We start from the raw sequence: 26,498 nt of genomic DNA on the forward strand, positions 1-26,498 counted from the left end.
CTGAGTGTGACGTCTCGGCCCCGGAACCACCGGTTCTGGGGCGGAGACGTCACACTCAGCTCGCCTCGGTCAGCGAGAAGCCGGGGCGCCGCGACGGCTGCGATTTCGGTTGCGGTTGCCGCCGGAGCCTGCACCGCCGCCGTTGGGGCGACCGCCGCCGGAGTGACCACCACGGCGCTGGCCGCCGCCACCCTGGCCGCCGGACGGCTTGCGTGCTCCACCCGAACGCTGCTGGGTCGCCGGATCGGGCAGGGTCCCGCCCGTGGCGAGCGACTGCGGGGTGATCGGGTCGGGCGTCGCGGTGGCCCGGTGCTGGCGGGCGTTCACGCCGGCCTTGCGCTGCAGCGCCACGACGTCGCGCAGGTCCTCCGGGGTGGTCATCGTGATGACGGTGCCGGACTCGCCGGCGCGGGCGGTGCGGCCCGAGCGGTGCGTGTAGGCCTTGTGCTCGGCCGGCACGTCGTAGTGCACGACGAGACGCACGTCGTCGACGTGGATGCCGCGCGCGGCGATGTCGGTCGCGACGATGACCGAGGCGGAGCCGTTGCTGAAGCTCGCGAGGTTGCGCTCACGCTTGCGCTGGTCGAGGTCACCGTGCAGGTCGACGGCGTCGACACCCGCGGTGGTGAGCTGCCTGGCCAGGCGCGTGGCACCGCGGCGCGTGCGGGCGAAAACGATGCTCCGGGGGTTCTGCTCCAGCAGTCGCTTGGCCGTGGCGATCTTGTCGCTGCGCTCGCTCACCAGGACGTGGTGCTCCATGACGCCCTCGTCGGCGACGTCGGACTCGACCTCGTGCAGGACGTGCTGCGGCAGGTGGCGGCGCACCAGCTTGTCGACGTCACCGTCGAGGGTGGCCGAGAGCAGCAGGCGCTGCCCACCGGCTGGCGTCTTGGCCAGCAGGGCGTCGATCGGCTTGTAGAAGCCGAGGTCGCACAGGTGGTCGGCCTCGTCCAGCACCGTGATCTCGATGTGCTCCAGGGAGCAGGCGCGACGGTCGATGAGGTCGGTCAGTCGACCGGGGGTCGCGATGACCAGGTCGACGCCGTCCTTGAGCGTCTTGATCTGCCGGTTGATCGGGACGCCGCCGAGCACCGTCGCGATGCGCAGGTGCAGTGCCGCGGCGAGCGGCGCGAGCGCTCGCTGCACCTGGTTGGCGAGCTCGCGGGTGGGCACCAGGATCAGGGCGCGCGGCGCCTTGGAGCGTCGCTCGCCGCCGGCGAGCTGGTCGAGCACGGGCAGCCCGAAGGACAGCGTCTTGCCCGAGCCGGTCTTGGCGCGGCCGAGCACGTTGTGACCGGCGAGTGCCGAGGGCAGCACGGCCTGCTGGATGGGGGTCGGCTCGGTGATGCCCTCACGGGCGAGAGCCTTGACGACGACCTTCGGCAGGCCGAGGTCGGACAGTCCGGTGGTGGGCTGGGTCGTGGCGGAGTCGGACGGGGTGGACGGCGCACGGCCGTCGGCAACGTTGTTCACTGGTCTCTCAGACATTGGGGTCCGGGACCGCTCAGGCGCGTCGAGCGCGGCGGAGCCGGGGGTGAAGGATCTGCACACGCGGCGTGCGGTGCAGCATCCTCACCCTACCAGCGACAGCCCCTCCCGAGCCCCGATCGAGCCGGTGCCTCGCGTCACACGTCGGCCGTCAGTCGTTGGAGCGCACCGTCATCGCGACGGCCCCGGCCACCACGGCAAGGAGTCCGAGCAGGAGCAGGACCAGCATGGCCGGCGCTCCGGCATCGGGGAGCAGCCCCCCCGCCCCCGCGTCGCCCCCAGCCCCGGCGTCATCACCGGCTCCGGATCCCGAGGCGGCCGGAACGGTGACCGGGTCCTGCTCGGCCGGGTCGGTCGCGCCCGCCTCGACCTGCTGCGACTCGCTCGTGCGGCTGGTGTCGGCATGGCTCGGTGCCGAGCCGGTGACGCGGACGCTGATCTCGGCACCGGCGTCCTCCCGGGTCGGCTCGTAGGTCTGCACGATCGCGCCGTCGATGAGATCGCCGTCCCGCAGCCACTGCCAGGCGAAGTCCGCCTCCGGCGACCACGGCTGGACCTGGGCCGTCAGCTCCTCGCCGACCCGGGGCGTGCCCTCGATCGTCGGAGCAGAGGCACGCGTGAACTCGGCGGTGATGCCGAAGAAGCTCGTGGTGCCGGAGACCTCGTTGCCGACGGCGACGAGGGCCTGCCCCGTCGGGGAGTCCTCGGCGGGGATGAGCTCCACGCCCTCCGGGCCGAGGTCGCCGGCGTCGTCCAGGACGGCCTGCGGGTCCTCGGCGTCCTCGACCGAGACCGAGAAGTCGCGGTTGTTCAGGTAGGTGACGAACGAGGCCTCGTCAGGGTCGGTGATGTCGTACGCGGCGATGCCGCCGACGCGCTCGAACCCGATGAAGGCGTAGATGCGCTCGCCCACCTGGCCGATCGCCACGTTCTCCGGCTCCGGGCCCTTGTCGTCGCTGCGGCCCTCGAGGTTGGACTCGCTGTGGTTGGAGTTGAAGAACTCGGCCGAGGCCTGCGCGGTGATGCGCTCGAAGTCGTCGCCGGAGTCGAAGACGAGGTCACCGTCCGGCGTCCAGATCGAGAAGGACCGCGAGCCGAAGGAGTAGAGCTCCTCGTAGCACTCGCCACCGTCACCGTCGGCGGTGAGACCGTCCGCGGTGGTCACGTTCAGACGGCCCAGCTGCGCGTCGCCGGCGAGGTCGGCCAGCGGGCTGTCCTCGCAGATCGGCGCGAGACCGTCGTCACCGAGGTCCTTGACCCGCGCGGGCTCGACGTAGCCGCCCCACTCGCGGGCGTCGCCCTCGTTGGCGGTGACCAGGTAGGTCTGGTCCTGCGCCGTGTACGCCTCCATGCCGTCGGGCATGTAGATGCCCTTGACCGGGCGCGGCTCGATGGCGATCGCGTCGTCACGGTCGGAGGAGTCCATCCCCTGCCCCGCCACGGAGTGGTCCTTGAAGCCCATGGGCCAGATGTCCAGGACCTCGGCGGAGTCGAGGTCCACGACCGCCACGGCATTGGCCTCCTGCAGCGCCGCGTACGCGACACCCCCGGCCGGGTCGACGGCGACGTACTCGGGCTCGAGGTTGGTGGAGACGCGACGCTCCTCATCGAGGACCGGTCCGAAGACCCGCACGTCCTCGGGCAGCGTGCGGGAGCCGTCCGGGTCCCAGGCCCGGAAGTCGGCCGTGCGAACCGCTGACTGTGCCGGTGCTGCGAGCTCGTCCGGCAGGCCGACCACACCGACGGATCCCTCCGGGTCGACGTCGAAGTCGTCGTTCGGCTCGCCCTCGTTGGCGACGACCGCCTGGCCGCCATCGGGCGTCACGGTCACCATGTCCGGCAGCGCACCGACCCGGACGGCGCCGAGCGAGTCGAGCTCCTCGGCGTCGAGGAAGACCAGCCACCCCGGGTCGGTCTTGACGTCGGACTCCACCGCCACGACCACGAGTCCGTCCTCACGCACCGCGACCGAGTTGGCCACGGCGCCGTCGGGGACCACCGACCCGTCCGCGGACTCCACGCCGGCGACGCTGATCGAGGTCTCGAGCCTCGGGTCCATCGGGTCTGCGGCGTCGAGCACGTCGACGCGACCGGACTCGGCGTTGACGACGAAGGTCTGCTCGGTGCCCGCGTGGAAGGTGACGATCTCGGCGGCGCTGGCGTCGAAGACGCCGGTCCGGTGGGTGCCGAGCGGCTCCAGCCCGAGGACGGCGTCGTCGGCCGAGGTGGTGGGCGGCGAGTCGACCGCCACCGCTGCGGTCGAGGCGAGGAGGACGAGGGCGCTGGCAGCCAGGACGCTGCGAAGGGTGGATGACACCGCCCGAACGCTAGGGATGCCGGGTGGCCGGGCGGCGATCAGCAGGTGAACCCGGCCCGACCAGTGCGCGACGTCCCGCGTCGATCAGGCCAGCAGGTCGGCGTACTGCGGGTTCTCGTCGATGAACTTCTTCACGAACGGGCACACGGCCTCGACGCGGTGGCCGGCCTCGCGCTCGGCGTCCAGGGCCGAGCGCACCAGGATGCCGGCGTAGCCGTGCCCGCCGTGCTCGGGCTCGATCTCGGTGTGCACGTAGCGGTGGACGTCGTCGTCGGCCTCCTCGTACTGCGTGAACCCGACGACCTCGCCGCCGACGATGATGTCGTACTGCGGCTCGCGGGCGTTCTGGATGACGGTGACGAGGGGATCGTTGGTCATGCCCCGAGTCTAGGCACGCTCCGTCGGGTGATCCGCGAGTGGCGCAAGCTCGCGATCCTGAGACGGCGTGTCGCGCAGATCTGCGCCACTCGGCGCCGGATCTGCGCCACTCGTCTGGGGCGGCGGCTCAGCCCTCCAGGGAGCGGCGGAAGCGCTGCATCCCGGCGAGCCAGCCGTCGTGGTCCTCGGCCTTGCGGGCGTGCATCGTCGCCACCTCGGGGTGGGGCAGGGCCAGGAAACGCCCCTCGGTCACGGAGGCGAGCATGGCGTCGGCGACGTCGAGCGGCTCGATGGCGGCACCGGCCGTGGTGACGGCGCGCATGCCCAGCGAGGCGTCCGCGTCGTCGCTCGTGCGGCCCGTGTCGAGCATCTGCGTCTGCACCCCCATGGGGCACACGCAGCACACCTGCACCCCGCGGTCGCCGTACGTGGCGGCGAGCCACTCCGCGAACCCAAGTGCGGCGTGCTTGGTCGTGGAGTAGGTGGGCGAGCCGAGCTGGGTGAGCAGGGCGGCGGCCGAGGCGACGCTCACGAAGCAACCGCCCCCGCTGCCGTCGGCGGCGGCCTCCAGCCACCCCGGGACGAGCGCCTGCGCCGCGTTGACGTGGGCCATGACGTTGACGTCCCACGACGCGGCCCACTCCTGCGGCGTGGCGTCGAGGCCGAAGCCCCGGAAGACGCCGGCGTTCGCGACGTACAGGTCGACCGGTCGGGGTGCCGCCTCGAGCAGTGCGGAGACGCCGAGCTCGCTCGTGACGTCCACCGACCGTCGGTGCACGAGGTCACCGAACTCCTCGGCCAGCGCGTCGGCGGTCCCGTGGAGCCGGTCGCCCTCGAGGTCGCCCAGCACGACGTCGGCGCCACGCTCGAGGAGGCGTCGGGCGATGGCCGCCCCGATGCCTCCGGCAGCGCCCGTGACGACGGCGCTCGCCCCCTCGACCTTCATCGGGCGGCGTGCTTCTTGAGCTCGGCCCGGGCGAGCGAGGCCTTGTGCACCTCGTCCGGCCCGTCGGCGAAGCGCAGGGTGCGGATGCCGGCGAACATCTCGGCGAGCGGGAAGTCCTGGCTCAGGCCGCCGGCGCCGTGCACCTGGATGGCCTTGTCCAGGATCCACTCCACCGTCTGCGGCGTGGCGATCTTGATGGCCTGGATCTCCTTGTGGGCGCCACGGTTGCCGGCGGTGTCCATGAGCCAGGCGGTCTTGAGCGTCAGCAGGCGCAGCTGCTCCAGCTTGACGCGGGACTCGGCGATCCAGTCCTGCACGACGCCCTGCTGGGCGACGGGCTTGCCGAAGGTCGTGCGGTCCAGCGCCCGGCGGCACATCATCTCCACGGCCCGCTCGGCCAGACCGATGGAGCGCATGCAGTGGTGGATGCGGCCGGGCCCCAGGCGGGCCTGGGCGATCGCGAAGCCCTCCCCCTCGCCGCCGATGATGTTGGCGGCAGGGACTCGGACGTCGGTGAAGCGCAGCTCGGCGTGACCGCCGTGGTCGCGGTCCTGGTAGCCGAAGACGTGCATGCCGCGGACGATCTCGAGCCCCGGGGTGTCCCGCGGGACGAGGATCATCGACTGCTGGCGGTGCCGCTCCGCGTCGGGATCGGTCTTGCCCATGACGATGAAGACCCGGCAATTCGGGTTCATCGCGCCCGTGATCCACCACTTGCGCCCGTTGATGACGTAGTCGTCGCCGTCACGGACGATCGAGAGCTCGATGTTGGTGGCGTCGGACGACGCGACGTCGGGCTCGGTCATGGCGAACGCAGAGCGGATCGTGCCGCCGAGCAGCGGGTCGAGCCACTGCTCCTTCTGCGCGTCGGTGCCGAACATCGTCAGCACCTCCATGTTGCCGGTGTCCGGGGCCGCGCAGTTCAGCGCCGACGGGGCCAGCTGGATGCTGCGGCCGGTGATCTCCGCGAGCGGCGCGTACTGCAGGTTCGTCAGCCCACCGTGCTCCGGGTGGCCGGCGAGGAAGAAGTTCCACAGGCCGCGCTCTCGCGCCTCGGTCTTGAGGCCGTCCAGCACGGCCGGCGGGTCCCAGCGGTCCTCGGCGAGCAGGGCCTGGATCTGCTCGTGGGCCTCGGGCTCGGCGGGGTACACGTGCTCGTCCATGAAGCTCTCGAGCGTCCCGATGAGCTCCTGGGTCGTGTCGTCGAAGGCGAAGTGCATCTCAGGCCTCCTGCGCTGCCATGACGTACACGACCTCGGCGATGCACACCGGCTTCTCGGCACCTTCGCGCTCCACGACGAAGGTGATCACCGCCTGCGTCCCGATGGGGATGTCGCTGGTCTCCTTGAGCGTCGCCGTGGCCCGAAGGCGGGAGTCCACCGGGACGGGGTTGGGGAACCGCACCTTGTTGGCGCCGTAGTTGACCCCCATCGCCAGACCCCTGACCTCGTAGATCGCGGCCGAGAAGACCGGCAGCAACGAGAGCGTCAGGTAGCCGTGGGCGATGGTCGTGCCGAACGGCCCCGAGGCGGCCCGCTCGGGGTCGACGTGGATCCACTGGTGGTCACCGGTGGCGTCGGCGAAGGTGTTGATCTGCTCCTGGGTCACCGTGACCCAGTCGCTCGTGCCGAGCTCCTCCCCGGCGGCCGCCTTGAAGTCGTCGAGACTGTCGAACACACGGGTCATGGGAACCTCCACAGAGAAACTAAGCGCTTGCTTAGTTGCGACCCTAGTCCCCCTCGGGTCCCTTGGCTAGGAGCTGGAGGAGAAGGCAGCGTCGAAGGCAGCGTCCGGTGCGTCGAAGAGGTTCGCCTTGACGAAGGCCAACGCCTCGGGGGCTCCGAGCAGCCGGTCCATGCCGGCGTCCTCCCACTCGATCGAGACCGGGCCCTGGTAGCCGATGGAGTTGAGCATCCGGAAGCACTGCTCCCAGGGCACGTCACCCCGACCGGTGGACACGAAGTCCCACCCACGGCGCGGGTCGGCCCACGGCAGGTGCGAGCCGAGCCGCCCGTTGCGGCCGTTGCCCACCTGCTTGCGGGCGTCCTTGCAGTCGACGTGGTAGATCCGGTCCTTGAAGTCCCAGAGGAAGCCGAGCGGGTCCAGGTCCTGCCACACGAAGTGCGACGGGTCCCAGTTGAGCCCGAACGCCTCGCGGTGACCGATGGCCTCCAGAGCGGCGTGCGTGGTCCAGTAGTCGTAGGCGATCTCGCTGGGGTGCACCTCGTGGGCGAAGCGCACACCCTCGGAGTCGAAGACGTCCAGGATCGGGTTCCAGCGATCGGCGAAGTCCTGGTAGCCGGCGGCGATCATCGCCTCGGAGGCGGGCGGGAACATCGCCACGTACTTCCAGATGGAGGAGCCGGTGAAGCCGACCACCGTGTCGACGCCGAGCATCCGGGCGGCGCGTGCGGTGTGCTTCATCTCCTCGGCGGCTCGCTGGCGCACGCCCTCGGGGTCGCCGTCGCCCCACACGCGGGCCGACAGGATGTCATGGTGGCGCTCGTCGATCGGGTCATCGCAGACGGCCTGGCCCTTGAGGTGGTTGGAGATGGCGTGCACGGACAGGCCGTGCTTCGCCAGGATGTCGAGCCGGGTCTGGATGTACCCGTCCTCCTCGACGGCGCGCCACGGGTCGAGGTGGTCGCCCCAGCAGGCGATCTCGAGGCCGTCGTAGCCCCACCCGGCGGCGAGGCTCGCGACCTCCTCGAAGGGCAGGTCGGCCCACTGGCCGGTGAACAGGGTGATGGGTCGGGTCATCGGTTCTCCTCCACGTTCTTGACGGCGCCGGCGGCGGCGCTGCTCTCGACCGCTCCGAGCACACGCTGCACGGCGAGTCCGTCGGCGAAGCTCGGGCGGGGGTCGGTGTCGTCGGCGATCGCGGTGACGAGGTCGACGACCTGATGAGTGAATCCGTGCTCGTAGCCGAGGCCGTGGCCCGGCGGCCACCACGCCGCGATGTAGGGGTGGTCGGCCTCCGTGGCGATGATCCGGCGGAAGCCGGCGGTGCTGGCGTCCTCGGTGGCGTCGAAGAGCTCCAGCACGTTCATGTCCTCGAAGTCGAAGGCGAGCGAGCCGTGCGTGCCGTTGACCTCCAGCCGCAGGGCATTCTTGCGGCCGGTCGCGAACCGGGTGGCCTCGAAGACACCGAGGGCGCCGGAGTGGAATCGGGCCGTGAACGCCGTGGCGTCGTCGACCGTCACCTCAGCGCGCTCGCCCTCCCCGCTGGAGGAGCCGCCCAGCGTGGCGTGCGTGCCGGCGACCGGCCGCGACGTCACGAACGTCTCGAGCATGCCGCCCACGCTGACCACGGTGTCGCCGGTGACGAACTGGGCCATGTCGACGATGTGCGCGCCGATGTCCCCGAGGGCCCCCGAGCCGGCCCTCGAGCGGTCCAGGCGCCAGCTCATCGGTGCGTCCTCGTCGGCGAGCCAGTCCTGCAGGTACTGCGCCCGGACGTGACGGACGGTGCCGATGCGACCCTCCTCGACGAGCCGGCGAGCCAGTGCGACGGCCGGGGTGCGCCGGTAGGTGAAGCCCACCATCGAGCGGACTCCGCGTGCGCGGGCCTCCCGGGCGGCGGCGGCCATCTTCTCGGCCTCGGCGACGGTGTTGGCGAGCGGCTTCTCGCACAGGACGTGCTTGCCGGCCTCCAGGGCCGCGATGGCGATCTCTGCGTGGGTGTCTCCGGGGGTGCAGATGTCGACGAGGTCGATGTCGTCGCGCTCGAGGACGTCGCGCCAGTCGGTCTCGATGGACTCCCAGCCGAACCGGCCGGCCACGGCTCCGGCGGCGTCGGCGTCGCGGCCGCACACGGCCCGCAGGCGGGGCCGCATCGGCAGGTCGAAGAAGGCCGGGGCGGTGCGCCAGGCCTGGGAGTGGGCGGCGCCCATGAAGGAGTAGCCGATCATGGCGACGCCGAGGTCACGCTGGGTCATGAGGTTCCCTTGTTTCGAGGGCGGGGTCCGAAGGGGGCGGGCTGCGACGTCCGGTGCCCGCGTCCCCACCCGGGGGTGGGGACGCGGACGGGTCGGATCAGGACTCGAAGGCCGAGTCCATGTACTCCTCGACGTTCTCCGCGGTGACGACCGGGGCGGCGAGCTGCACCATGCGCGGCACCTCGATCTCGGCGAGGTCGCTCATCGCCTTGCCCTGCGCGACGAGGCGAGCCAGCTTGATGCCGTCGGCCGCCTGGGTGGAGGGGTAGATGACCGTGGCCTTCAGGACCGAGTCACCGGCCTCGATCTCACGCATGACGTTGGCCGAGCCGGCGCCACCGATCATGACGAACTCGTCGCGTCCGGCGTTCTCGATGGCCGCCATGACGCCGACGCCCTGGTCGTCGTCGTGGTTCCACAGGAAGTCGATCTCCGGGGCGGCCTGCAGCAGGTTGGAGGCCGCGCTCTCGCCGGACTCCACCGTGAACTCGGCGGCGACGCGGTTGTCGACGTCCAGGCCACAGGTCTCGAGGGCGTCCTCGAAGCCCTGCGAGCGATCCTGCGTCAGCGGCAGGGAGTCGATGCCGGCGATCTCGGCCACGACGGCATCCTCGTCGCCGTCGGCCTGCTCGCAGACGTACTCACCGGCGGAGCGGCCCATGCCGTAGTTGTCACCGAGCACCGTCGTGCGCGCCGCGGAGGGAGCGCTGAACTCCCGGTCGACGTTGATGACCGGGATGCCGGCATCCATCGCCTGCTGCGCGACCTCGGTCATCGCCGCACCGTCGAACGGGAGCAGGACGATGGCGTCGACGCCGTCGTTGATGAAGGTCTCGACCTGCGAGATCTGCAGGCTCACGTCGTTGGTGCCCTCGGCGTTGACGAGCTCGACGTCGTCGTACTCCTCGGCCTGGGCGACGGCGTTCTCGCTGATCGCGCCCATCCAGCCGTGGTCGGCGGCGGGGGCGGAGAAGCCGATCTGGACGGTGTCGCCCGACTCGTCGTTCTCCCCGCCGGCGTTGGCGACGGAGGAGTTGTCGGAGTCCGAGCTGTTCGTGCAGGCGCCCAGGAAGAGGGCGGCGGCCGCGACGGCCGTGGTGGCACGCAGTGCGCGATGTCGGGTGGGGAGGGTCATGATCGTGCTCCTTGCTGGGTGGGGCGGGGGTTGGGTGGGGAACCGGTGGGCTGGCTAGCCGCTGCGTCGGGCGACTCGCTGCTGCAGCAGGACGGCGGCGACGATGATGACGCCCGTCGCCACGGCCTGCGCGGAGGTGGAGAGGTTGTTGAGCGTGAAGACGTTGGTCAGCGTCGTGAGGATGAGGACGCCGAAGAGCGTGCCGCCGACGGTGCCGCGACCGCCCTGCAGGAGGGTGCCGCCGATGACGACGGCGGCGATGGCGTCGAGCTCGAGGAGGGTGCCGTGCGTGGAGGACCCGGTGGTCGTGCGCGACATGATCATGACCGCGGCGATGCCGGCGCACATGCCGGCGAGGGCGTAGAGGTAGACGGTGTGCCGCTGCACCTTGATGCCGGCGAGGCGAGCCGCCTCGGGGTTGCCGCCGACGGCGAAGGTGCGTCGGCCGAACGTCGTGCGGTTGAGCAGGAACCACCCGGCCGCCGCGACCACCACGAACATGATGACGATGAACGGGATGCCGAGCGGGGCGGAGCGGAAGACGTCCAGGAAGCCCTGGTTGCTGACGATCTGGGTCTTGCGGTCGGCGAGGATCTCCGCGAGGCCGCGTGCCGAGACGAGCATCGCGAGGGTCGCGATGAACGCGACGACCTTGCCGTAGGCGATGACGACGCCGCTGACGACACCGCACAGCGTGCCGACCAGCACGGCCGTGAAGACCATCGCGATCCAGCCGAAGCTGTCGGCCATCGCCTGGGTGCCGGTGGTCGTGGCCCAGACGGAGGCGAGCGCGAGGACGGCTCCGACCGACAGGTCGATGCCGCCGCCGGTGATGACGAAGGTCATGCCCACGGAGACGACCCCGAGGACCGAGGCGAGCCGCAGGACGGTCATCAGGTTGTCGACGCTGGTGAAGCGGTCGCCCGCGGTGACCGCACCGACCACGCAGAGCACCGCGAGGGCGATCACGAGGCCGAGGTTGCGGACGAAGCCCGCCGGCATCGCGCGCGAGCCGCCCTCGTCCGGCTGGGCGGGTCCCGGGGCGGCGGTGGGCGAGGACTGTGCTGATGAGGATGGGGCCGACGATTGGGTGCTCACGCGGCGTCTCCCTTCTGGTGGGTCTCGTGCTGGGCGAGGATGCGGTCCAGGACGTCGGACGGGGTGAGGGCGTCGCTGCCGGCCTCGTGGATCACGCGGCCGTCGGCGACGACGAGCGTGCGGTGGGTGAGCCCGAGGACCTCCTCGAGGTCGCTGGAGACCACGACGACGGCCACGCCCGACTCCGCGAGGTCCTGGACGAGGGCGTAGATCTCGGCCCGGGCGCCGACGTCGACGCCGCGGGTGGGCTCGTCGAGCAGCAGGACGCGGCACTCACGCAACAGCCATCGGGCCAGCACGATCTTCTGCTGGTTGCCGCCGGACAGGGTCCGGACGTGGCGGTCGAGGTGCAGCGGCTGGACGTCGACGGACTGGGCGGCCTGCTCGGCAGCCTGGCGCTCGGCACGATCGGCGCTGATGCCCCAGCGGGAGAACCGACCGAGGCTGGCGAGCGAGACGTTGCGGTAGATGGCGTCGTCGAGGACGAGGGCCTGGGACTTGCGCTCCTCCGGGCAGAGCCCGACGCCGGCGGACACCGCGGCGGCCACGGAGCCGCGCGAGAGGGTGCGACCGTCCACGCTGACGGTGCCCGCATCCGCGCGACGCGCGCCGAAGACCGTCTCGACGATCTCGCTGCGCCCCGCGCCCACGAGCCCGGCGATCCCGAGGATCTCTCCCGGGCGGACCTCGAAGGAGATGTCGGCGAACTCGCCCGCGCGGGCCAGTCCGTCGACGACCAGCAGCGGCGACTCCGACGGTGGGGGTACGCGGCGCTCGGGGTAGGCGGCGGACAGGTTGCGGCCCGTCATGAGGGAGATGAGCTCGGAGGTGGGGGTCTCGCGGGCGTCGAGGTCGGAGGCCACGGTGCGACCGTCCTTCAGGACGGTGAGGCGGTCGCCGATCCGGCGAATCTCCTCCAGGCGGTGGGAGATGTAGATGACGGCCGTACCCTCGGCCCGCAGGTCCGCCACGACGCGGAACAGGCCGTCGACCTCGTCGGGGTCCAGGACCGCGGACGGCTCGTCCATGACGATGACGCGGGCGCGGTGCGAGAGGGCGCGGGCCATGGAGACGATCTGCTGCGAGGCCGCGGACAGCGACCCGACCTCACGCGTGGGCGAGATCTCGGAGTGGCCGAGCCGGTCGAGCAGCTCGCGAGCGGCCGCGACGGAGTCGGAGCGGCGGGTGATGCCGGCGCGGGACTTCTCGTGACCGAGGAAGATGTTGTCGGCGACGCTCAGCCCGGGCACCAGGTCGAGCTCTTGGTAGATGGTGGCGACGCCGGTGGCGATGGAGTCCTGCGGCGTGCGGAAGGTCACCGGCTCGCCCTCCCACCGGATCTCGCCCCCGTCGACCTCGTGGGCACCGGCGAGGACCTTGATCAGGGTCGACTTGCCGGCTCCGTTCTGGCCGAGCAGGCAGTGCACCTCGCCCGCGCGGACCGTGAGGTCGACGCCGTCGAGCGCCCTGACCCCGGGAAAGACCTTGACGATGCCGCGCATCGTCATCAGGGGACCGGTGCCGGCCCCGGCATCGTTCGTCTCGACCATGGCGTGACCGTAGTCACATGTTCTGACGGCTGTCAACCAAAAGTCGAAGACTCATCGACGAACTTCAGTCCCTCTTGACTTCAAAAGCGGAGGTGGTTCACTGATCCCATGACGACCGGCCCGACCCCAGGCGCGAGCGGTGCCGGAGAGCTCCTCCAGCACCTGCGGGACGGACGCGCGCGGACCAAGGCCGAGCTCGCCGAGCTGAGCTCGCTCGCCCGGTCCACCATCTCGACCCGCCTGGACGCCCTCGTGGCGAGTGGGCTGCTGCGTCCCGTGGGCGAGGCCGCCTCCACGGGCGGACGTCCGCCGACCCGCTTCGCACTGGACGGCTCGGCGCGTGCCGTGCTCGGCGTCGACCTCGGTGCATCACACACCGCAGTCGCCGTGATCGACCTCAGCGGGACCGTCCGCGCCGAGACCAGCGTCGCGTCCGACATCGCCGAGGGGCCCGAACCGGTGCTCGATCGTGTGGCCGAGCTGGCCCGCGGACTGCTGGCCGACCTAGGCCTCGACACGACGGACGTCGTGGGCATCGGGATCGGCGTGCCGGGGCCGGTCGAGCACTCCACCGGCCGCCCGATGCATCCGCCGATCATGCCGGGGTGGCACGAGTTCGACGTGCCGGCCCACCTCAACCAGCACTTCGCGGGCCCCGTGCTGGTCGACAACGACGTGAACGTCCTGGCCCTCGGCGAGCACGCCGGCCCGTGGGCGACCGAGGAGCACCTGCTCTACGTCAAGGTCGCCACGGGCATCGGCGCCGGCATCGTCTCCCACCGGCGGCTCGTCCGAGGGGCGGTCGGCACCGCCGGCGACCTCGGGCACGTCCGCATCGTGGAGGTGGACGAGGCCGTCGTCTGCCGCTGTGGGAACACCGGCTGCCTGGAGGCCGTGGCCGCCGGTCCGGCCGTGGCCCGGGCGCTGCGGGAGAGCGGGGTCGAGGCCTCCACCTCGCAGGACGTGGTGGACGCCGTCCGCGGTGGTGACGCCTCCGCGGGCCGCGCGGTGCGCGAGGCCGGACGCGCGATCGGTGGGGTCCTGGCCATGTGCGTCAACCTGCTCAACCCCTCCGTCATCGTCATCGGGGGCACGCTGTCGACTGCCGGCGACCAGCTCGTCGCCGGCGTGCGGGAGGTCATCTACCAGCGCTCGCTGCCTCTGGCCACCAAGGACCTGCGCGTCGTCACGGCCTCCGAGGGTGATCGCGCCGCGCTGGTCGGAGCCGGCGCGCTGGTCCTGGACGAGGTGCTGTCCGCACAGTCCGTCGACCAGCTCGTGAGCCGAGGCGCGCTCCACGCCACCGGCTGACGTCGAGTGCACCAAGATGTGTGAGCGCCAGCACGCACATCTGGTCCCTAGAGCCGATGTGGGTGCTGGCGCTCACGAATCTGGGGCTCGGGGACTCAGCCGAGGAAATGCATCGTCACGGGGACGGCGGCGAGCGCGAGGCCACCGAGCACGACGGCGACGTCGAGCCGGGTCCACGGCGCCGGCTCGGCCCACGTCCGGTGCGTGGCCTGGGCGAACCCGCGAGCATCGAGCGCCACGGAGCGACGCGACGCCGATCGCAACGAGGCCACGAGCAGGGCGAACGCCATCGACGCCCCGTGCCGGACGCGTGCCGCCACTCCACGGGCCGGTGCCACGCCACGGGCCCGGCGCGTGCGACCGAGCTCGCGCCACACCCCGAGCAGCTCGCCGGCCTGCTGCAACGAGGCGGTCACGGCCACCACGGGTCGGGCCGGGAGCCGCAGGTTCTGGCCGAGGTGGTCGCCCAGGCGGGCAGGGTCGATGAGCACCACGAGGAGTGATCCCGGCCAGGCGAGCACGACGATGCGCAGCCCGGCGGTCAGCGCCACCACCTCGTCGTGGCCGCCGAGCCGCCACGTGGAGTAGGCGACGGTCAGGCCGGCGAACACCGCGAAGGCCAGGCACAGCAGCACGTAGCGCACCGAGGGCACGAGCAGGAACGCCGCCACGGCGTAGACCGCGACCGTCACCAGCGCCACCGTCAACGACCGCACCGCAAGGGACGCCGGGACCGACGCCATCCCGACGACGAGCAGCGCGAGCGGGTTGGCGCGCGGCAGCCACCCCCTCATCGCCCTCCCCCCTCTCCCGCGAATGGCGCAGATTCGCGAAAGTGAGACGGCGTGTCGCACGGATCTGCGCCACTCGGGGTCGGCTTTGCGCCACTCGGCGTGGTCATCGCCGCGCTCCTGCCTCGAGCTCGACGACCTCGTCGGCGAGCGCGACGAGGTCGGCGTCGTGGGTCGCCGTCACGACGAGCGCCCCGGCCGTCGCCGCCGACGTGGCCCAGCCGGCCACGGCCGCCCAGGTGAGCCGGTCCTGACCCACCGTGGGCTCGTCGAGCAGCACCGTGCCGGGCCGGTGGGCCAGGGCCGCCGCGATCGCGAGCCGACGCTGCTCGCCGCCGGACAGCCGGTGCGGGTTGGCGCCGGCCAGGTGGGCGAGGCCGAGGTGCTCCAGGAGAGCCTCGACGTCGACCGTCCTTCCCAGCGTGGCGGCGGTGAGCGCCACCTCCTCGGCGACGGTGCGCGCGAGGATGCCGTGCTCGGGCTGCTGAGGGACCCAGCCGGACCGCTCGGCCAGATCGCGTGATGCGAGGCGGTCCGACCCACCCGCCACGCCCCGTGTCGGGGGCTGGAGACCGGCCAGGACGCTGACGAGCGTCGACTTGCCAGCTCCCGACGGACCGACGACGGCGTGCACGCGGCCGGGGGCCAGGTCGGCGTCCAGACCATCGAGCGCGACGGTGCTGACCGAGCCCTGCAGGGAGCGGCGGGTCAGCGTCACGCCGAGGTCTCGCACGATCCGAGGTTCCGGCGGTGGTTCGGGCGCCACGAGGGCCTCCGGCACCGGGCGGGGTGTGGGAGGCGGAAGGCCCGGCATCCACACGCCCAGGTCGCCCAGCTCGTCGCGCCACTCCCGGACGAAGCTCCGCGGGTCGGTGTCGGCCCGAACCTCACCACCACGCCCCAGCACGACGACCCGGTCCACCAGGTCCAGCCACGGCTCGATGCGGTGCTCCACGACGACCAGCGTCGACCCCGTGGCGTCGAGGACCTCCGCGACGGCCGCGCGAACCGCGCGTGCGTTCGTGTCGTCGAGCATCGAGGTGGGCTCGTCGAGCAGGAGCAGCCCCGGCCGCATCGCCAGTGCGCCGGCGAGGGCGAGCCGCTGCAGCTCACCACCGGAGAGGGCGTCCGTCGGGTGGCGTCGTCCCTGGGTCAGGCGCACGGCGGCGAGCGACGCGTCGACGCGTTGCCAGGTCTCCTCCCGCGAGAGGCCAAGGTTCTCCGGGCCGAAGGCGACGTCACGCCCGACCCGACCCGCGACCACGGCGTCGCCGGGGTTCTGGCTCACCAGGCCGATGGCGCCGTCGGCAGTCGCCCGACCGCTCAGGTCACCGGCGAAGGTGTCGCCGAGCGCGCCGATGAGCGCGTGCAGCAGCGTCGACTTGCCCGACCCGCTCGGCCCGGCGAGCAGGACACGCTCGCCGGGCTCGATCGTGAGGTCGAGGCCGGTGAACACGGGCACGCGCCGCCCCAGCGGGCGCCACCCGAAGCCCTCGAAGCGGGCACCGACCGGCGGAGTCACCCTGCCCTGGCTGGACGAGGACGACACGCTCAGGTGAGCGCTGCGTCCCGGTCGTGGGCCTCGCGCCCGGCCGGGAAGGCATCGAGCGCGCCGGTTCCCGCGAGGGCCCGGACGAGCACCCACCCCAGGCCGCCGGCGACGACCGCCCCGGACAGGGCGAAGAGGACGCCGTAGACCAGCTGGTGGCCCACGGTCCAGTCCGGATACAGGACGAATGCCTCATAGACGGCCCCGAGGGCCCCGGACATCGCGCCCATGAGGACCGCCACCGGGAGCGTCCAGAGTCGGTAGGCGAAGACCAGCACCACGAGCTCGGCCCCGAGACCCTGGACGACCCCGGAGAAGAAGACCGTGAAGCCCCACTCGGTGCCGCCGAGGACGAACATCGAGACGATCGCGGCGACGAGCTCGGTCGCAAAGGCGGCACCCGCCTTGCGGACGATGAGTCCGCCGACGATGCCCGCGATGAGCCACGGGCCCGCGAGCAGGCCCCCGGCCGGCGGGTAGCCGACCGTCGCGGCGAGGTCGATGATGCCGTAGAGCTTCCCCCAGGCCCAGAAGACGACGCCGAAGGCGACGCCCAGCGAGGCGATGGTGACGAGGTCGATCGTGCGGTAGCGACCTCGTGCTGGTGAGGACGGTGTCGGTGAGGACGGGGATGCAGAACTCATGTGACTCCCTTCGCCGGTGCTAGCCGGAGCAGGTTCAAGGGTCTGCGGCTGATCCGCACTCTCAGCGCCTCTGCGGGTGGCGCTCCCCTGTCGTGTACCGCCGACTGTACTGCGTCGTCAGTCGAGCAGGTCGGAGCGCTCGAACATGAGGGCGGTCTCGCGGGCCGACGGCTGGCCGACGTCAGGGTCCGCGCCTGCCTGCAGCAGCACGCGCACCACGTCGTCCTCGCCCTTGAAGATCGCTCCGGCCAGCGGGCTCTGACCGCGGTCGTTCAGCGTGTCCACCGAGGCGCCGCGCTCCACGAGGGCCTGCACCGTCACGGGGTGGCCGTGGTAGGCGGCGAGCATCACCAGGGTGTTGCCGACCGCGTCGGTGAGGTCAGCGGGCGTTCCCGCGTCCACCGCGGCGGCCAGCTGACCGGTCTCACCCGCGCGGGCGAGGTCGAGGAGCTGGTGCGCGAGCTCGACGAGACGGGGATCCACATCAGCCATGCAGCCAGCGTAGGTGGGCGACCCATCGGTAGGATCCTCCCCCATGAGGTCACCGTGCGTCTGATCACCGAGGGCGCTCGCGACTGGGTCGTCGACGGTGTCCGTGGCTCCTCCGAGCACCCGAGTGACGCACCGTTCGCCGTGGTGGCGTTGCTGGGCGAGTCCGAGCACCCGCTGCGGCAGTACCTCGGGGTCTGGGCGGTCCTGGGATGCACGCTGGGCGGCTTCCTGGTGTCGGCCGGGATCGGCTCCACCGATGCCACGGCGGCCACGGTCCTGACCGTCGCCGGCCTCGTGCTCCTGCTGGTGTGCGGCACCGGCGGCTGGGTGCTGGTCCGGACCGGACGCGCGGTGAGCGACGCCCTGCTGTGGTGGGCCGAGCTGGACGATGCCCTCGTTCCCGACCGCTCGTGGCGTCGAGCCGGACTGCTTCCCCTCGTCGTCGGCACCGTGGCTGCGCTGGCGGCCCTGCTCGGTTGGTTCGGCACCGCCCTGGCGCTGTCGACCGGCAACTGGACGATGGTCCCGTTCATGCTCGCGATCGCTGTCTCCTTCAACGTCGCCGCCGCGACGATCCTGCGCCACGCCCTGCGCCGCAGCAGGGTGACGCCGCACGAGCTGCCCGACGTCGAGGGCCTCGCCCAACCCTGAGGGCAGTCCTACCGTGGGGGCCATGGACGTCGCGGATCCCACGCCGGTCGAGAACCCGACTCCCGGAGCCGGGCCTGTCGAGGAGGCACCGTGCCCTGGCTGATCGCCCTGATCTTCCTGGTTGGCGCCATCGTGTCCATCCTGGCCGTCATCACGGCCCGCCGCGGCCAGGTGACCCACAGCAAGGACGGCTACGGCGTACCTGCGCACGTCTCCTCCGACCCCGAGCTGAGGAAGCAGGCCAACGACATCGTGGCCTGGTGGGGGACGCTCCTCGCCGGGCTCTGCCTGGCCCCTGTGGGGTTCATGATCTGGGTCATCGTTCGTGAGGTCGACGATCCCGTGACGATGCCGATGCTGATCGTCCTGGGCGTCTACGGCCTGCTGATCGCGACCCTCGCCGCCTACCCGTTCGAGAAGATCAAGCGACTCTGACGGAATGACCCCTGCCGACGGCAGTCCTAATGTGGGGGCCATGAACCTCGCGGAGGACCTGCTGCTCGTCGCGCTGGACCCGTCCTCGGGCAAGGTCCGCATCCAGTCGACGCGGACCGACCCCGTGCTGGGCGGGGCCGCGCTGGTCCAGCTGGTGCATCTCGGCCGGGTGGGGGTCGAGGGCGCGGGGCGCAAGGCACGGGTCCTGACCATCGACCCGACGCCCGTCTCGGACCCGGGCCTGGAGGCCGCCTTCGGACGCATCCGCCAGCGCGGCCGGCAGGCGCCCCGCGAAGCCGTCGGCCGGCTCGGCAAGGGGTACCGGCCCGGCGTCCTGAGCGCCCTCGTCCAGCAAGGCGTCCTGAGCCACCGTGATGCGAAGGTGCTCGGCATCGCTGTGCAGCGCTTCGAGCTGCTGGACGCCGCACGACGCGATGGCCTCGTCGCTCGACTGCGCGCGGTGCTGCTGCAGGACCAGCCGGCCGACGAGGACACCGGGCCGCTCGTGGGCCTGCTGCTCGCGGCCAACCTGCTGGGCCTGGTCGTGGAGCGTCCGGACCACCGGCAGGCCAAGGCCCGCGCCGCCATCGTGGCCGAGGGCGACTGGGCGGCCGATGGTGTCCGGCAGGCGGTCGCCGCCGGCCAGGCGGCGATCACGGCGGCGATGGCGAGTGGCGCGGCGGCCGGCGCCGCCTGAGTCGAGTCGCCACGGCGCGGTCTCGCCCGTGCTGGACAATGGAGCCATGGCCTCCGTGCGCACTCCCGACCCGAATCCTGGCTGGCTCTCCGACATCGCCCTGGAGGAGACGCGCTCCCGCGTGCCGATCCTCTACGTGGAGGGCGTGCCCGTCCGCGTCGACGCGCTCGGGCAGGTCGAGCAGGTGGGCGTCCTGCTGCGCGGGTCCCCCACCACCGGCGCGATGACCCGCACGCTCATCTCCGGGCGCGTCATGCACGGTGAGTCCGTCCGCGGGGCGCTGATGCGCAACCTGGAGAAGGACCTCGGCCCCACGGCCTTCCCGCAGCTGCCACCGACCATCACCCCCTTCACCGTCGCCGAGTACTTCCCCCTCCCGGGCGTCGCCCCGCTGCACGACCCGCGCCAGCACGCCGTGGCCCTGGCGTACGTCGTCCCGGTCACGGGTGACTGCGAGCCCCGCCAGGACGCGCTCGAGCTCACGTGGCTGACCCCGGCCGAGGCGGCCGACCCCGAGGTCCTCGCGGACCTGGAAGGGGGGCGCGGAACCCTGCTCAAGCAGGCGCTCTCCCACCTCGGCTGCCTTCCATGACGGACCGCCTGGACGTCCGCGAGGCCGTGCCGGACGACCTCGCCCGCATCCTGGAGCTGACCGGCCAGGACTCGATGCACTTGGGGGCACCCCCACAGAAGGCGCATAGCGGTGGGGGATACACCGAGCCGGCGGGAGTCACCGATGCGCAGCACTCCGCCCTGGCCGAGATTCCCCCAAGCACTCCGCTGCGCTCCGTGCAGGGAGGTGCCCCCACGGCCGACCCGCACCAGCAGCAGCTGGTCGGCGAGGTCGACGGCGTCGTGGTCGCGACCTGCCAGGTGACGTGGATCAGGACGCTCCTGGCCGACGGCGGGTTGTTCTGCCAGGTCGAGGGTGTCCGTACCGACGCGGCCCTGCGTGGTCGCGGCATCGGAGCGGCTCTCATGGCGCACGTCGAGGACGAGGCGCGCCGACGTGGTGCCGCCCGGCTGCAGCTGACGACCAACAAGGAACGACACGACGCCCACCGCTTCTACGACCGACTTGGCTACGTGGCGAGTCACGTCGGGATGAAGAAGTACCTCTGAGCCGGAGCCGCCCGGGTGAGCCGACGTGAGCGGGCGGGAGCAGGATGGCACCGTGCGTGACGCCGATCCGAACCGCTGGCTGATGCTGGCCGTGGGGATGTTCGCCCAGGCCTCGGGCACCGTCTTCGCCAACGCGGCGGCGTTCCTCATCCCCTACTTCCACCTCGAGCGTGGACTCACGCTCGTGCAGGCCGGCGCCCTGGCGTCGATGGCCCTGGCCGGCACCACGGTCTCGCTCGTGGCGTGGGGCATCGTGATCGACCGGCTCGGAGAGCGCGTCTCGCTCGCGGGCGGCCTGGCGATCGTCACCGCAGCCGCCCTCGCCGCCTCGGCACTCGCGGACTCCTACCTCGCCCTCGCCGCCTGCTTCTTCGTCGGCGGCCTCGGCCTGGCCAGCACCAACTCCGCGAGCGGGCGCCTGGTGGTCGGCTGGTTCCCGGCACGGCGTCGCGGGACGGCGATGGGCATCCGCCAGACCGCGCTGCCGCTGGGCGTGGGCGCGGCCGCCCTGATGGTCCCCGTGCTCGTGGAACGGGTCGATCTGCCCGCCACCCTGCTGGTCGTCGCCGGACTCTGTGCCGTCGCGACCCTCGCCTCGGCCCTGCTGGTCGTGGACGCACCCCGGCTGCCGCGGACCGAGGCCGCCGACCTCGGCCAGCTGCAGAACCCCTACGTGGCGGATCGTCGGTTGCTGCGGATCCACGCCGCCTCCGCACTGCTGGTGATCCCGCAGTTCACCGTCTGGACCTACATGCTGGTCTGGCTCATCGACGAGCGGCAGTGGGCGGCCGCCGCTGCCGGTGCCCTGGTGGCCTCGACCCAGCTGCTGGGCGCCGCCGGCCGCATCGGCGTGGGCTGGTGGTCGGACCGGGCCGGCAGCCGGATGCGCCCGATGCGCCTGGTGGCCGTAGCCGCCGCGGTCACGATGCTGGCCCTCGGCGTGCTCGAGCCGACGCCGGCAGCAGTCGCGCTCATCGTCCTGGCCACGGCCGTGACCGTGGCCGACAACGGGCTGGCCTTCACGTCCGTCGCCGAGATCGGTGGGCCGTACTGGTCGGGCCGTGCCCTCGGCGTGCAGAACACGGGGCAGTACCTGGTGAGTGCGGCCGTCCCACCCGTGATCGGGGCACTGATCGCCTGGCAGGGATACGCCGCGGCCTTCGCCCTCGTGGCGCTCTTCCCCCTGCTCGCCGTGGCCCTGGTCCCCGTGCGCAGCGAGCGCGTGCCCGCCACCTGAGACCCCCGTCTCCTTTGGGGAGCCTTAGTGCGCGTCCGCCCCTTTCCCGCGTTAATGTCAGTCCAACTGTCACGGTCGGTCACGCGTCACGGTCGACCCAGCCGAAGGGGCACTCATGCAGATCGTCGCCATCGTCGTCTCCCTGGCGATCACGGCCGTCGCCGTCGCTCTGGCGGCCAAGGCCATCAGGGACATGACCGCGGTCGTCCGCGCCGGCGCTCCCGCGCCGGGTCGCACCGGCAACAAGGCGGGCCGCTGGAAGACCATGTTCACCGAGACCCTCGGTCACACGCGCATGCTGCAGCTGACCTGGGTCGGCGCCATGCACTGGTTCGTGATGGCCGGGTTCATCTTCCTCTCCACGCTGGTCGCCGGCGCCTACCTGCAGCTCTTCAACCCGCACCAGGCGTTCCCGATCATCGGCCACTGGCGCGTCTACGAGTGGCCCGTCGAGGCGCTCTCCTGGCTGACCCTCGTCGGCATCCTGTACCTGATCTTCGTCCGCCAGAAGAACCACCCGCGAAAGCTCGAGCGCAAGAGCCGCTTCTTCGGCTCCACCTTCTGGCAGGCCTACTTCGTCGAGGCCGTCATCCTCGCCGTCGTCCTGCTCGGCATCCTCCTGCGCACGCTGGAGTACGCGATCCTCAACAACGCCGACTACCAGGCCGAGCACGCCGAGGCCGCCGCCCAGGGCGGGATCTCGCACTTCCCGACGATGTTCTGGATGGGCGAGGCCTGGACCGGGCTCGGCCTGAGCACGCTGGAGAACCTGGTCTTCCTGTTCGCGATGATCAAGATCGTCGTCTCGATGACCTGGCTCATCGTCATCGCCCGCAACATCACGATGGGCGTCGCCTGGCACCGCTTCACCGCCTGGGTCAACATCTGGTTCAAGCGCGAGGACGACGGCTCCGTCGCCCTGGGCGGCCTGCGCCCGATCATGATCGACGGCAAGGCGCTCGACATGGAGGCCATGGAGGAGCTGGAGGAGGAGGACTTCGAGAAGCTCGGCACCGGCAAGGTCGAGGACTTCTCCTGGAAGGGCCTGCTCGACTTCACCACCTGCACCGAGTGCGGCCGGTGCCAGGACCAGTGCCCGGCCTGGAACACCGAGAAGCCGCTCAGCCCGAAGCTCCTGGTGATGGGCCTGCGCGAGCACGCCTACGCCAAGATCCCGCACCTGGACGCCGACCCCGAGTCCCTCACCGAGGAGCAGCGCAAGGAGCAGGAGCGCCCCCTCATCGGTGACGAGGACATGTTCGGCGTCATCGATCCAGACGTCCTGTGGTCGTGCACCAACTGCGGCGCCTGCGTCCAGCAGTGCCCCGTCGACATCGAGCACGTCGACCACATCGATGACATGCGCCGGTTCCAGGTGCTCGTGGAGTCCAACTTCCCCGCCGAGCTCAACAACATCTTCAAGGGCCTGGAGCGCAAGGGGAACCCCTGGGGCATGAACCCCAAGCACCGGATGGACTGGGCCAAGGAGCTGGACTTCGAGGTCAAGCAGGTCGGCGTGGACGTCGAGGACCTCGACGAGGTCGAGTGGCTGTTCTGGGTCGGCTGCGCCGGCGCCTTCGAGGACCGCGCCAAGAAGACGACGCAGGCCGTAGCGGAGCTGCTGAACACCGCAGGCGTCGACTTCGCCGTCCTCGGTGACGGGGAGACCTGCACCGGTGACCCCGCCCGCCGTGCCGGGAACGAGGTCGTCTTCATGCAGCTGGCCATGGAGAACGCCGAGGTGCTCAAGGAGACCAAGGCCAAGAAGGTGGTCTCCACGTGCGCCCACTGCTTCAACACGCTCAAGAACGAGTACGCCGAGTTCGGCGTCGAGCTGGAGGTCGTGCACCACACGCAGCTGCTCAACCGCCTGGTGCGGGAGAAGAAGCTGACCCCGGTCGCCCCCAGCGGGAGCGACGCCGCCCAGGCCGAGGACGCTCAGTCGGAGAACACCAAGACGATCACCTACCACGACCCGTGCTTCCTGGGCCGCCACAACCAGGTCTACGAGGCGCCCCGTGAGCTGCTGAACGTCATCCCGGGCGCGAAGTTCGCCGAGATGCCCCGCAACTCCGAGAAGTCCTTCTGCTGCGGTGCCGGTGGCGCTCGCATGTGGATGGAGGAGAACCTGGGCTCGCGGATCAACGTCAACCGCACGCAGGAGGCTGTGGCCACCGGTGCCGACCAGATCGCCGTCGGCTGCCCGTTCTGCCGCGTCATGCTGTCCGACGGGCTCACCGCCCAGCAGGCCGCGGGCGAGGCCCGTGAGGAAGTGGAGGTGCTCGACGTGGCCCAGATGCTGCTCGCCTCGGTGAAGCGCACCGAGAAGCCGACCGCGCAGGACGATGACGACGTCGTGGGAGAGGCCGAGGCCGCCACGGCCGCTGCCGCCACCGGCGGTGACGAGGGCAAGGACCGGGCCACGCAGGCCGAGCCCGACGCCGAGGACGCCTCCGACCCCGAGACGGTGACCGAGACGGCCGACGTCGGCGCGGCCGCCGATGCCCACGAGGACGCCTCCGAGACCGCGGTCGAAGCCTCCGACGAGCCCAAGGACGAGCCCGAGTCGACGTCGGACGAGGCCGACGACGAGGTCGCCGCCGAGCACAACGTCGACATCGACGACAAGGGCAGCGCCCACGGCGATGAGGACGCGTCGGAGGAGACGGCACCTCAGCCGGCCGACGAGGCCACCGAGCCCGCCGAGGATGAGTCGCCGGACGAGGACAAGGGCGACGAGCCCGCGGCCGAGGACGCGGCTCCCGAGGAGGCCTCGGAGAAGGAGAAGGCGGCCTGGGCCAACGTCGGTGCCGTCAACACCGACCTGACCCCGGACGCTCCGGCCAAGACCGAGGAGACCGCCGAGGACTCCTCCGGTGACGGCGCCCCGACCCCCGACCCCGAGCCGGAGGAGGGCGACGTCGTCGAGCCCGACACCGAGGCCGTGCCCGCCGAGGACGACGGCCCCGGCTCCGGAGACGACGCCGACCCGCAGGAGGCCGCTCCCGAGGCGGATCCGTCGGAGGAGACCGTCGAGGGTGACGCCCGCGAGGAGGAGGCCGAGGAGGCCACCGACGAGGTGGACGAGCAGCCCACGGCCCAGTCCCGTGCGGCGTCCACCCCGGTCGCCACCGATGGTGAGATCGTCGCCGTCGAGGACGCTCCGACCACGGACTCCGTCTCGGAGGACTCCGCGGAGCTCACCGACGCCAACCCCAGCGGCGCCGACCTCAGCGAGGCCGCGACCGCCGCAGCAGGCGACGAGGACGAGTCGACCGGCGAGGACGACGGCGACAAGCCGACCGGCTGATCCTCACACCAGCAGCAGGGCGAGCACCCAGGTCACGAGGATCGCGGTGACGCCCTGCAGCAGGGTGGCCACCGTCTGGGCGCGGTAGGCCTGGGCCACGCTCATGCGGGAGAACTGCGTGACGACCCAGAAGAAGCTGTCGTTGGCGTGGGAGACGGTCATCCCGCCCGCACCGATCGCCATCACGACGAGCACGCGGCCCAGGTCGGAGTCGAGCCCGAGGTCGCCCACGAGCGGTGCGACGAGGGCCGAGGTCGCCACGAGCGCGACCGTGGAGGAGCCCTGCGCGGACTTCAGCGCCGCGGCGACGAGGAACGGCATGAAGACCCCGATGCCCAGCGAGGAGAGGTTGCTGCCGAGGTAGTCGCCGACGTCGCTGGCCTGGATGACCGCCCCGAAGGCGCCGCCGGCCCCGGTGATGAGCAGGATCGGTGCGCTGGCCGTGATGCCCCCGGCGACGTCGGTCTGGAAGCGGTCACGCCAGGAGTCCGGGCTGCCCGCACCGGTGCTGGCCGCCGTGCTGACGCGCGCCCGGGAGCCGATGAGCGGAAGTGCCGCCGCCACGCCGGCGAGCAGCGCGATGGCGGGCGAGCCGAGGAAGGCGAGCACGTCGACGACCGCTCCGTCGCCGAACGGAGCGGCCGGGAGCGCCGCCACCGAGCCCAGGCAGATGAGCAGGATCGGGACAGCGATGGGCGCGAGTGCCGCGGCGGGGCTCGGGAGACGGTCGTAGCTGTCCTTCAGCGCGTCGAACTCCTCGGTGGCCTCCAGCAGGGCGTCGCTGACCTCGCCCCGGGGCTGCTCCTCACGGAAGCGACTGGCCCACAGCAGGCCGGCTCCTGCTGCCGGCAGGGAGACGACGAGCCCGACGAGGATCACCAGGCCCAGCTGGTCGGTGAGGTCCAGGTTGCCTGCCGCCGCGATGGGCCCGGGCGTCGGCGGGACGAGGGTGTGGGTGGCATACAGGCCGGTGGCCAGCGCCACCGACATCGCCACCGGCGAGGTCCCCGTGCGGCGGGCGAGCGACTCCTTGAGCGAGTTGAGGATGACGTAGCCGGAGTCGCAGAACACCGGGATGGAGACGATGTAGCCGATGATCGAGACGGCCAGCGTCGGGTGGCGCTTGCCCACGACCCTGATGACGACGTCGGCCATCGTGACCGCCGCGCCGCTGCGCTCCAGGATGACCCCGATGATGGTGCCGAGGACGATGACGATGCCGATCCCACCGAGGATCGCGCCGAAGCCCTCGGTGGCCGTGGTGACCACGTCCCCACCGGGCAGGCCCAGGCCGAAGCCGGCGACCAGGGCCGCGATCAGCAGCGCCAGGAACGGGTGCAGCTTGAGCCACGTGGTGGCGACGACGATCAGTGCGACGACGCCGAGCAGGACGAGGACGAGATCCATGG

General features: G+C 71.6%; 24 protein-coding genes and 1 riboswitch. Of the genes, 8 read left to right on the plus strand and 16 right to left on the minus strand.

What is annotated here, in order from left to right; translation table 11 throughout:
- Window positions 1-69: 69 nt before the first annotated feature.
- The 11 genes from ACHAAC_RS03345 to ACHAAC_RS03395 form a co-directional block, all read right to left on the minus strand.
- Complete coding sequence (locus ACHAAC_RS03345; protein WP_435714513.1) at window positions 70-1,473, minus strand: DEAD/DEAH box helicase; 1,404 nt, start codon at window positions 1,471-1,473, stop codon at window positions 70-72.
- Window positions 1,474-1,639: 166 nt separating this feature from the next.
- Complete coding sequence (locus ACHAAC_RS03350; RefSeq protein WP_435714514.1) at window positions 1,640-3,805, minus strand: choice-of-anchor I family protein; 2,166 nt, start codon at window positions 3,803-3,805, stop codon at window positions 1,640-1,642.
- An 84-nt stretch (window positions 3,806-3,889) separates the two neighbouring features.
- The gene (locus tag ACHAAC_RS03355) at window positions 3,890-4,183 is read right to left on the minus strand and encodes a GNAT family N-acetyltransferase (RefSeq protein ID WP_435714515.1); all 294 of its coding nucleotides are present in this window, start codon (window positions 4,181-4,183) and stop codon (window positions 3,890-3,892) included.
- A gap of 127 nt (window positions 4,184-4,310) precedes the next feature.
- Window positions 4,311-5,129 carry an SDR family oxidoreductase gene (locus ACHAAC_RS03360; RefSeq protein ID WP_435714516.1) on the minus strand — a complete coding sequence of 273 codons (819 nt, stop codon included), beginning with the start codon at window positions 5,127-5,129 and terminating at the stop codon, window positions 4,311-4,313.
- On the minus strand, window positions 5,126-6,349 hold the full coding sequence (locus tag ACHAAC_RS03365; protein ID WP_435714517.1) for an acyl-CoA dehydrogenase family protein: 1,224 nt from the start codon (window positions 6,347-6,349) through the stop codon (window positions 5,126-5,128). The genes ACHAAC_RS03360 and ACHAAC_RS03365 overlap by 4 nt, the downstream gene beginning before the upstream one ends.
- Before the next feature lies 1 nt (window position 6,350).
- The gene (locus ACHAAC_RS03370) at window positions 6,351-6,815 is read right to left on the minus strand and encodes a MaoC family dehydratase (RefSeq protein WP_435714518.1); all 465 of its coding nucleotides are present in this window, start codon (window positions 6,813-6,815) and stop codon (window positions 6,351-6,353) included.
- A gap of 66 nt (window positions 6,816-6,881) precedes the next feature.
- Complete coding sequence (locus ACHAAC_RS03375; RefSeq protein ID WP_435714519.1) at window positions 6,882-7,889, minus strand: sugar phosphate isomerase/epimerase family protein; 1,008 nt, start codon at window positions 7,887-7,889, stop codon at window positions 6,882-6,884.
- Window positions 7,886-9,067, minus strand: a complete 1,182-nt coding sequence (locus ACHAAC_RS03380) for a Gfo/Idh/MocA family protein (protein WP_435714520.1) — start codon at window positions 9,065-9,067, stop codon at window positions 7,886-7,888. Before ACHAAC_RS03380 ends, ACHAAC_RS03375 begins: the two co-directional genes overlap by 4 nt.
- A 97-nt stretch (window positions 9,068-9,164) precedes the next feature.
- Window positions 9,165-10,202: a substrate-binding domain-containing protein gene (locus ACHAAC_RS03385; RefSeq protein ID WP_435714521.1), complete on the minus strand. Its 1,038-nt coding sequence runs from the start codon at window positions 10,200-10,202 to the stop codon at window positions 9,165-9,167.
- Between the two features lie 54 nt (window positions 10,203-10,256).
- Window positions 10,257-11,300, minus strand: coding sequence for an ABC transporter permease (locus tag ACHAAC_RS03390; protein ID WP_435714522.1), 1,044 nt, complete (start codon window positions 11,298-11,300; stop codon window positions 10,257-10,259).
- On the minus strand, window positions 11,297-12,850 hold the full coding sequence (locus ACHAAC_RS03395) for a sugar ABC transporter ATP-binding protein (RefSeq protein WP_435714523.1): 1,554 nt from the start codon (window positions 12,848-12,850) through the stop codon (window positions 11,297-11,299). The genes ACHAAC_RS03390 and ACHAAC_RS03395 overlap by 4 nt, the downstream gene beginning before the upstream one ends.
- A gap of 108 nt (window positions 12,851-12,958) precedes the next feature.
- Here ACHAAC_RS03395 and ACHAAC_RS03400 point away from each other — a divergent pair, with 108 nt between their 5' ends.
- Window positions 12,959-14,161 (plus strand): ROK family protein, encoded by a 1,203-nt coding sequence (locus ACHAAC_RS03400; RefSeq protein WP_435714524.1) that lies wholly within the window; start codon window positions 12,959-12,961, stop codon window positions 14,159-14,161.
- 95 nt (window positions 14,162-14,256) lie between these two features.
- On the opposite strand, the gene ACHAAC_RS03405 is transcribed toward ACHAAC_RS03400, so the two are convergent.
- The 4 genes from ACHAAC_RS03405 to ACHAAC_RS03420 form a co-directional block, all read right to left on the minus strand.
- Window positions 14,257-14,955 (minus strand): energy-coupling factor transporter transmembrane component T family protein, encoded by a 699-nt coding sequence (locus ACHAAC_RS03405; protein WP_435714525.1) that lies wholly within the window; start codon window positions 14,953-14,955, stop codon window positions 14,257-14,259.
- A 103-nt stretch (window positions 14,956-15,058) separates the two neighbouring features.
- Window positions 15,059-16,597 carry an ABC transporter ATP-binding protein gene (locus ACHAAC_RS03410; RefSeq protein ID WP_435714526.1) on the minus strand — a complete coding sequence of 513 codons (1,539 nt, stop codon included), beginning with the start codon at window positions 16,595-16,597 and terminating at the stop codon, window positions 15,059-15,061.
- Entirely contained in the window at window positions 16,504-17,145 is a 642-nt protein-coding gene (locus tag ACHAAC_RS03415) for an ECF transporter S component (protein WP_435714527.1), read from the minus strand. Before ACHAAC_RS03415 ends, ACHAAC_RS03410 begins: the two co-directional genes overlap by 94 nt.
- Window positions 17,134-17,244, minus strand: a riboswitch (TPP riboswitch). (Overlaps the previous gene by 12 nt.)
- A gap of 18 nt (window positions 17,245-17,262) precedes the next feature.
- On the minus strand, window positions 17,263-17,637 hold the full coding sequence (locus ACHAAC_RS03420; RefSeq protein ID WP_435714528.1) for an ankyrin repeat domain-containing protein: 375 nt from the start codon (window positions 17,635-17,637) through the stop codon (window positions 17,263-17,265).
- Between the two features lie 54 nt (window positions 17,638-17,691).
- Between ACHAAC_RS03420 and ACHAAC_RS03425 the strand changes: the two genes are divergently transcribed.
- The 7 genes from ACHAAC_RS03425 (at window position 17,692) to ACHAAC_RS03455 (ending at window position 25,089) form a co-directional block, all read left to right on the plus strand.
- Complete coding sequence (locus ACHAAC_RS03425) at window positions 17,692-18,288, plus strand: hypothetical protein (protein ID WP_435714529.1); 597 nt, start codon at window positions 17,692-17,694, stop codon at window positions 18,286-18,288.
- A gap of 90 nt (window positions 18,289-18,378) precedes the next feature.
- Window positions 18,379-18,723: a hypothetical protein gene (locus ACHAAC_RS03430; RefSeq protein WP_435714530.1), complete on the plus strand. Its 345-nt coding sequence runs from the start codon at window positions 18,379-18,381 to the stop codon at window positions 18,721-18,723.
- A 4-nt stretch (window positions 18,724-18,727) separates the two neighbouring features.
- Window positions 18,728-19,420, plus strand: a complete 693-nt coding sequence (locus ACHAAC_RS03435) for a GOLPH3/VPS74 family protein (protein WP_435714531.1) — start codon at window positions 18,728-18,730, stop codon at window positions 19,418-19,420.
- Window positions 19,421-19,466: 46 nt separating this feature from the next.
- Entirely contained in the window at window positions 19,467-20,012 is a 546-nt protein-coding gene (locus ACHAAC_RS03440) for an NUDIX hydrolase family protein (RefSeq protein ID WP_435714532.1), read from the plus strand.
- Entirely contained in the window at window positions 20,009-20,542 is a 534-nt protein-coding gene (locus ACHAAC_RS03445; RefSeq protein ID WP_435714533.1) for an N-acetyltransferase family protein, read from the plus strand. Before ACHAAC_RS03440 ends, ACHAAC_RS03445 begins: the two co-directional genes overlap by 4 nt.
- Window positions 20,543-20,594: 52 nt before the next feature.
- The gene (locus ACHAAC_RS03450) at window positions 20,595-21,779 is read left to right on the plus strand and encodes an MFS transporter (RefSeq protein WP_435714534.1); all 1,185 of its coding nucleotides are present in this window, start codon (window positions 20,595-20,597) and stop codon (window positions 21,777-21,779) included.
- 115 nt (window positions 21,780-21,894) lie between these two features.
- On the plus strand, window positions 21,895-25,089 hold the full coding sequence (locus ACHAAC_RS03455; RefSeq protein WP_435714535.1) for a heterodisulfide reductase-related iron-sulfur binding cluster: 3,195 nt from the start codon (window positions 21,895-21,897) through the stop codon (window positions 25,087-25,089).
- Window positions 25,090-25,092: 3 nt separating this feature from the next.
- On the opposite strand, the gene ACHAAC_RS03460 is transcribed toward ACHAAC_RS03455, so the two are convergent.
- Complete coding sequence (locus ACHAAC_RS03460) at window positions 25,093-26,496, minus strand: GntP family permease (RefSeq protein ID WP_435714536.1); 1,404 nt, start codon at window positions 26,494-26,496, stop codon at window positions 25,093-25,095.
- Between the last annotated feature and the right edge of the window lie 2 nt (window positions 26,497-26,498).

The organism is Aeromicrobium sp. CF4.19, from assembly GCF_051262555.1.
Classification (GTDB): Bacteria; Actinomycetota; Actinomycetes; order Propionibacteriales; family Nocardioidaceae; genus Aeromicrobium.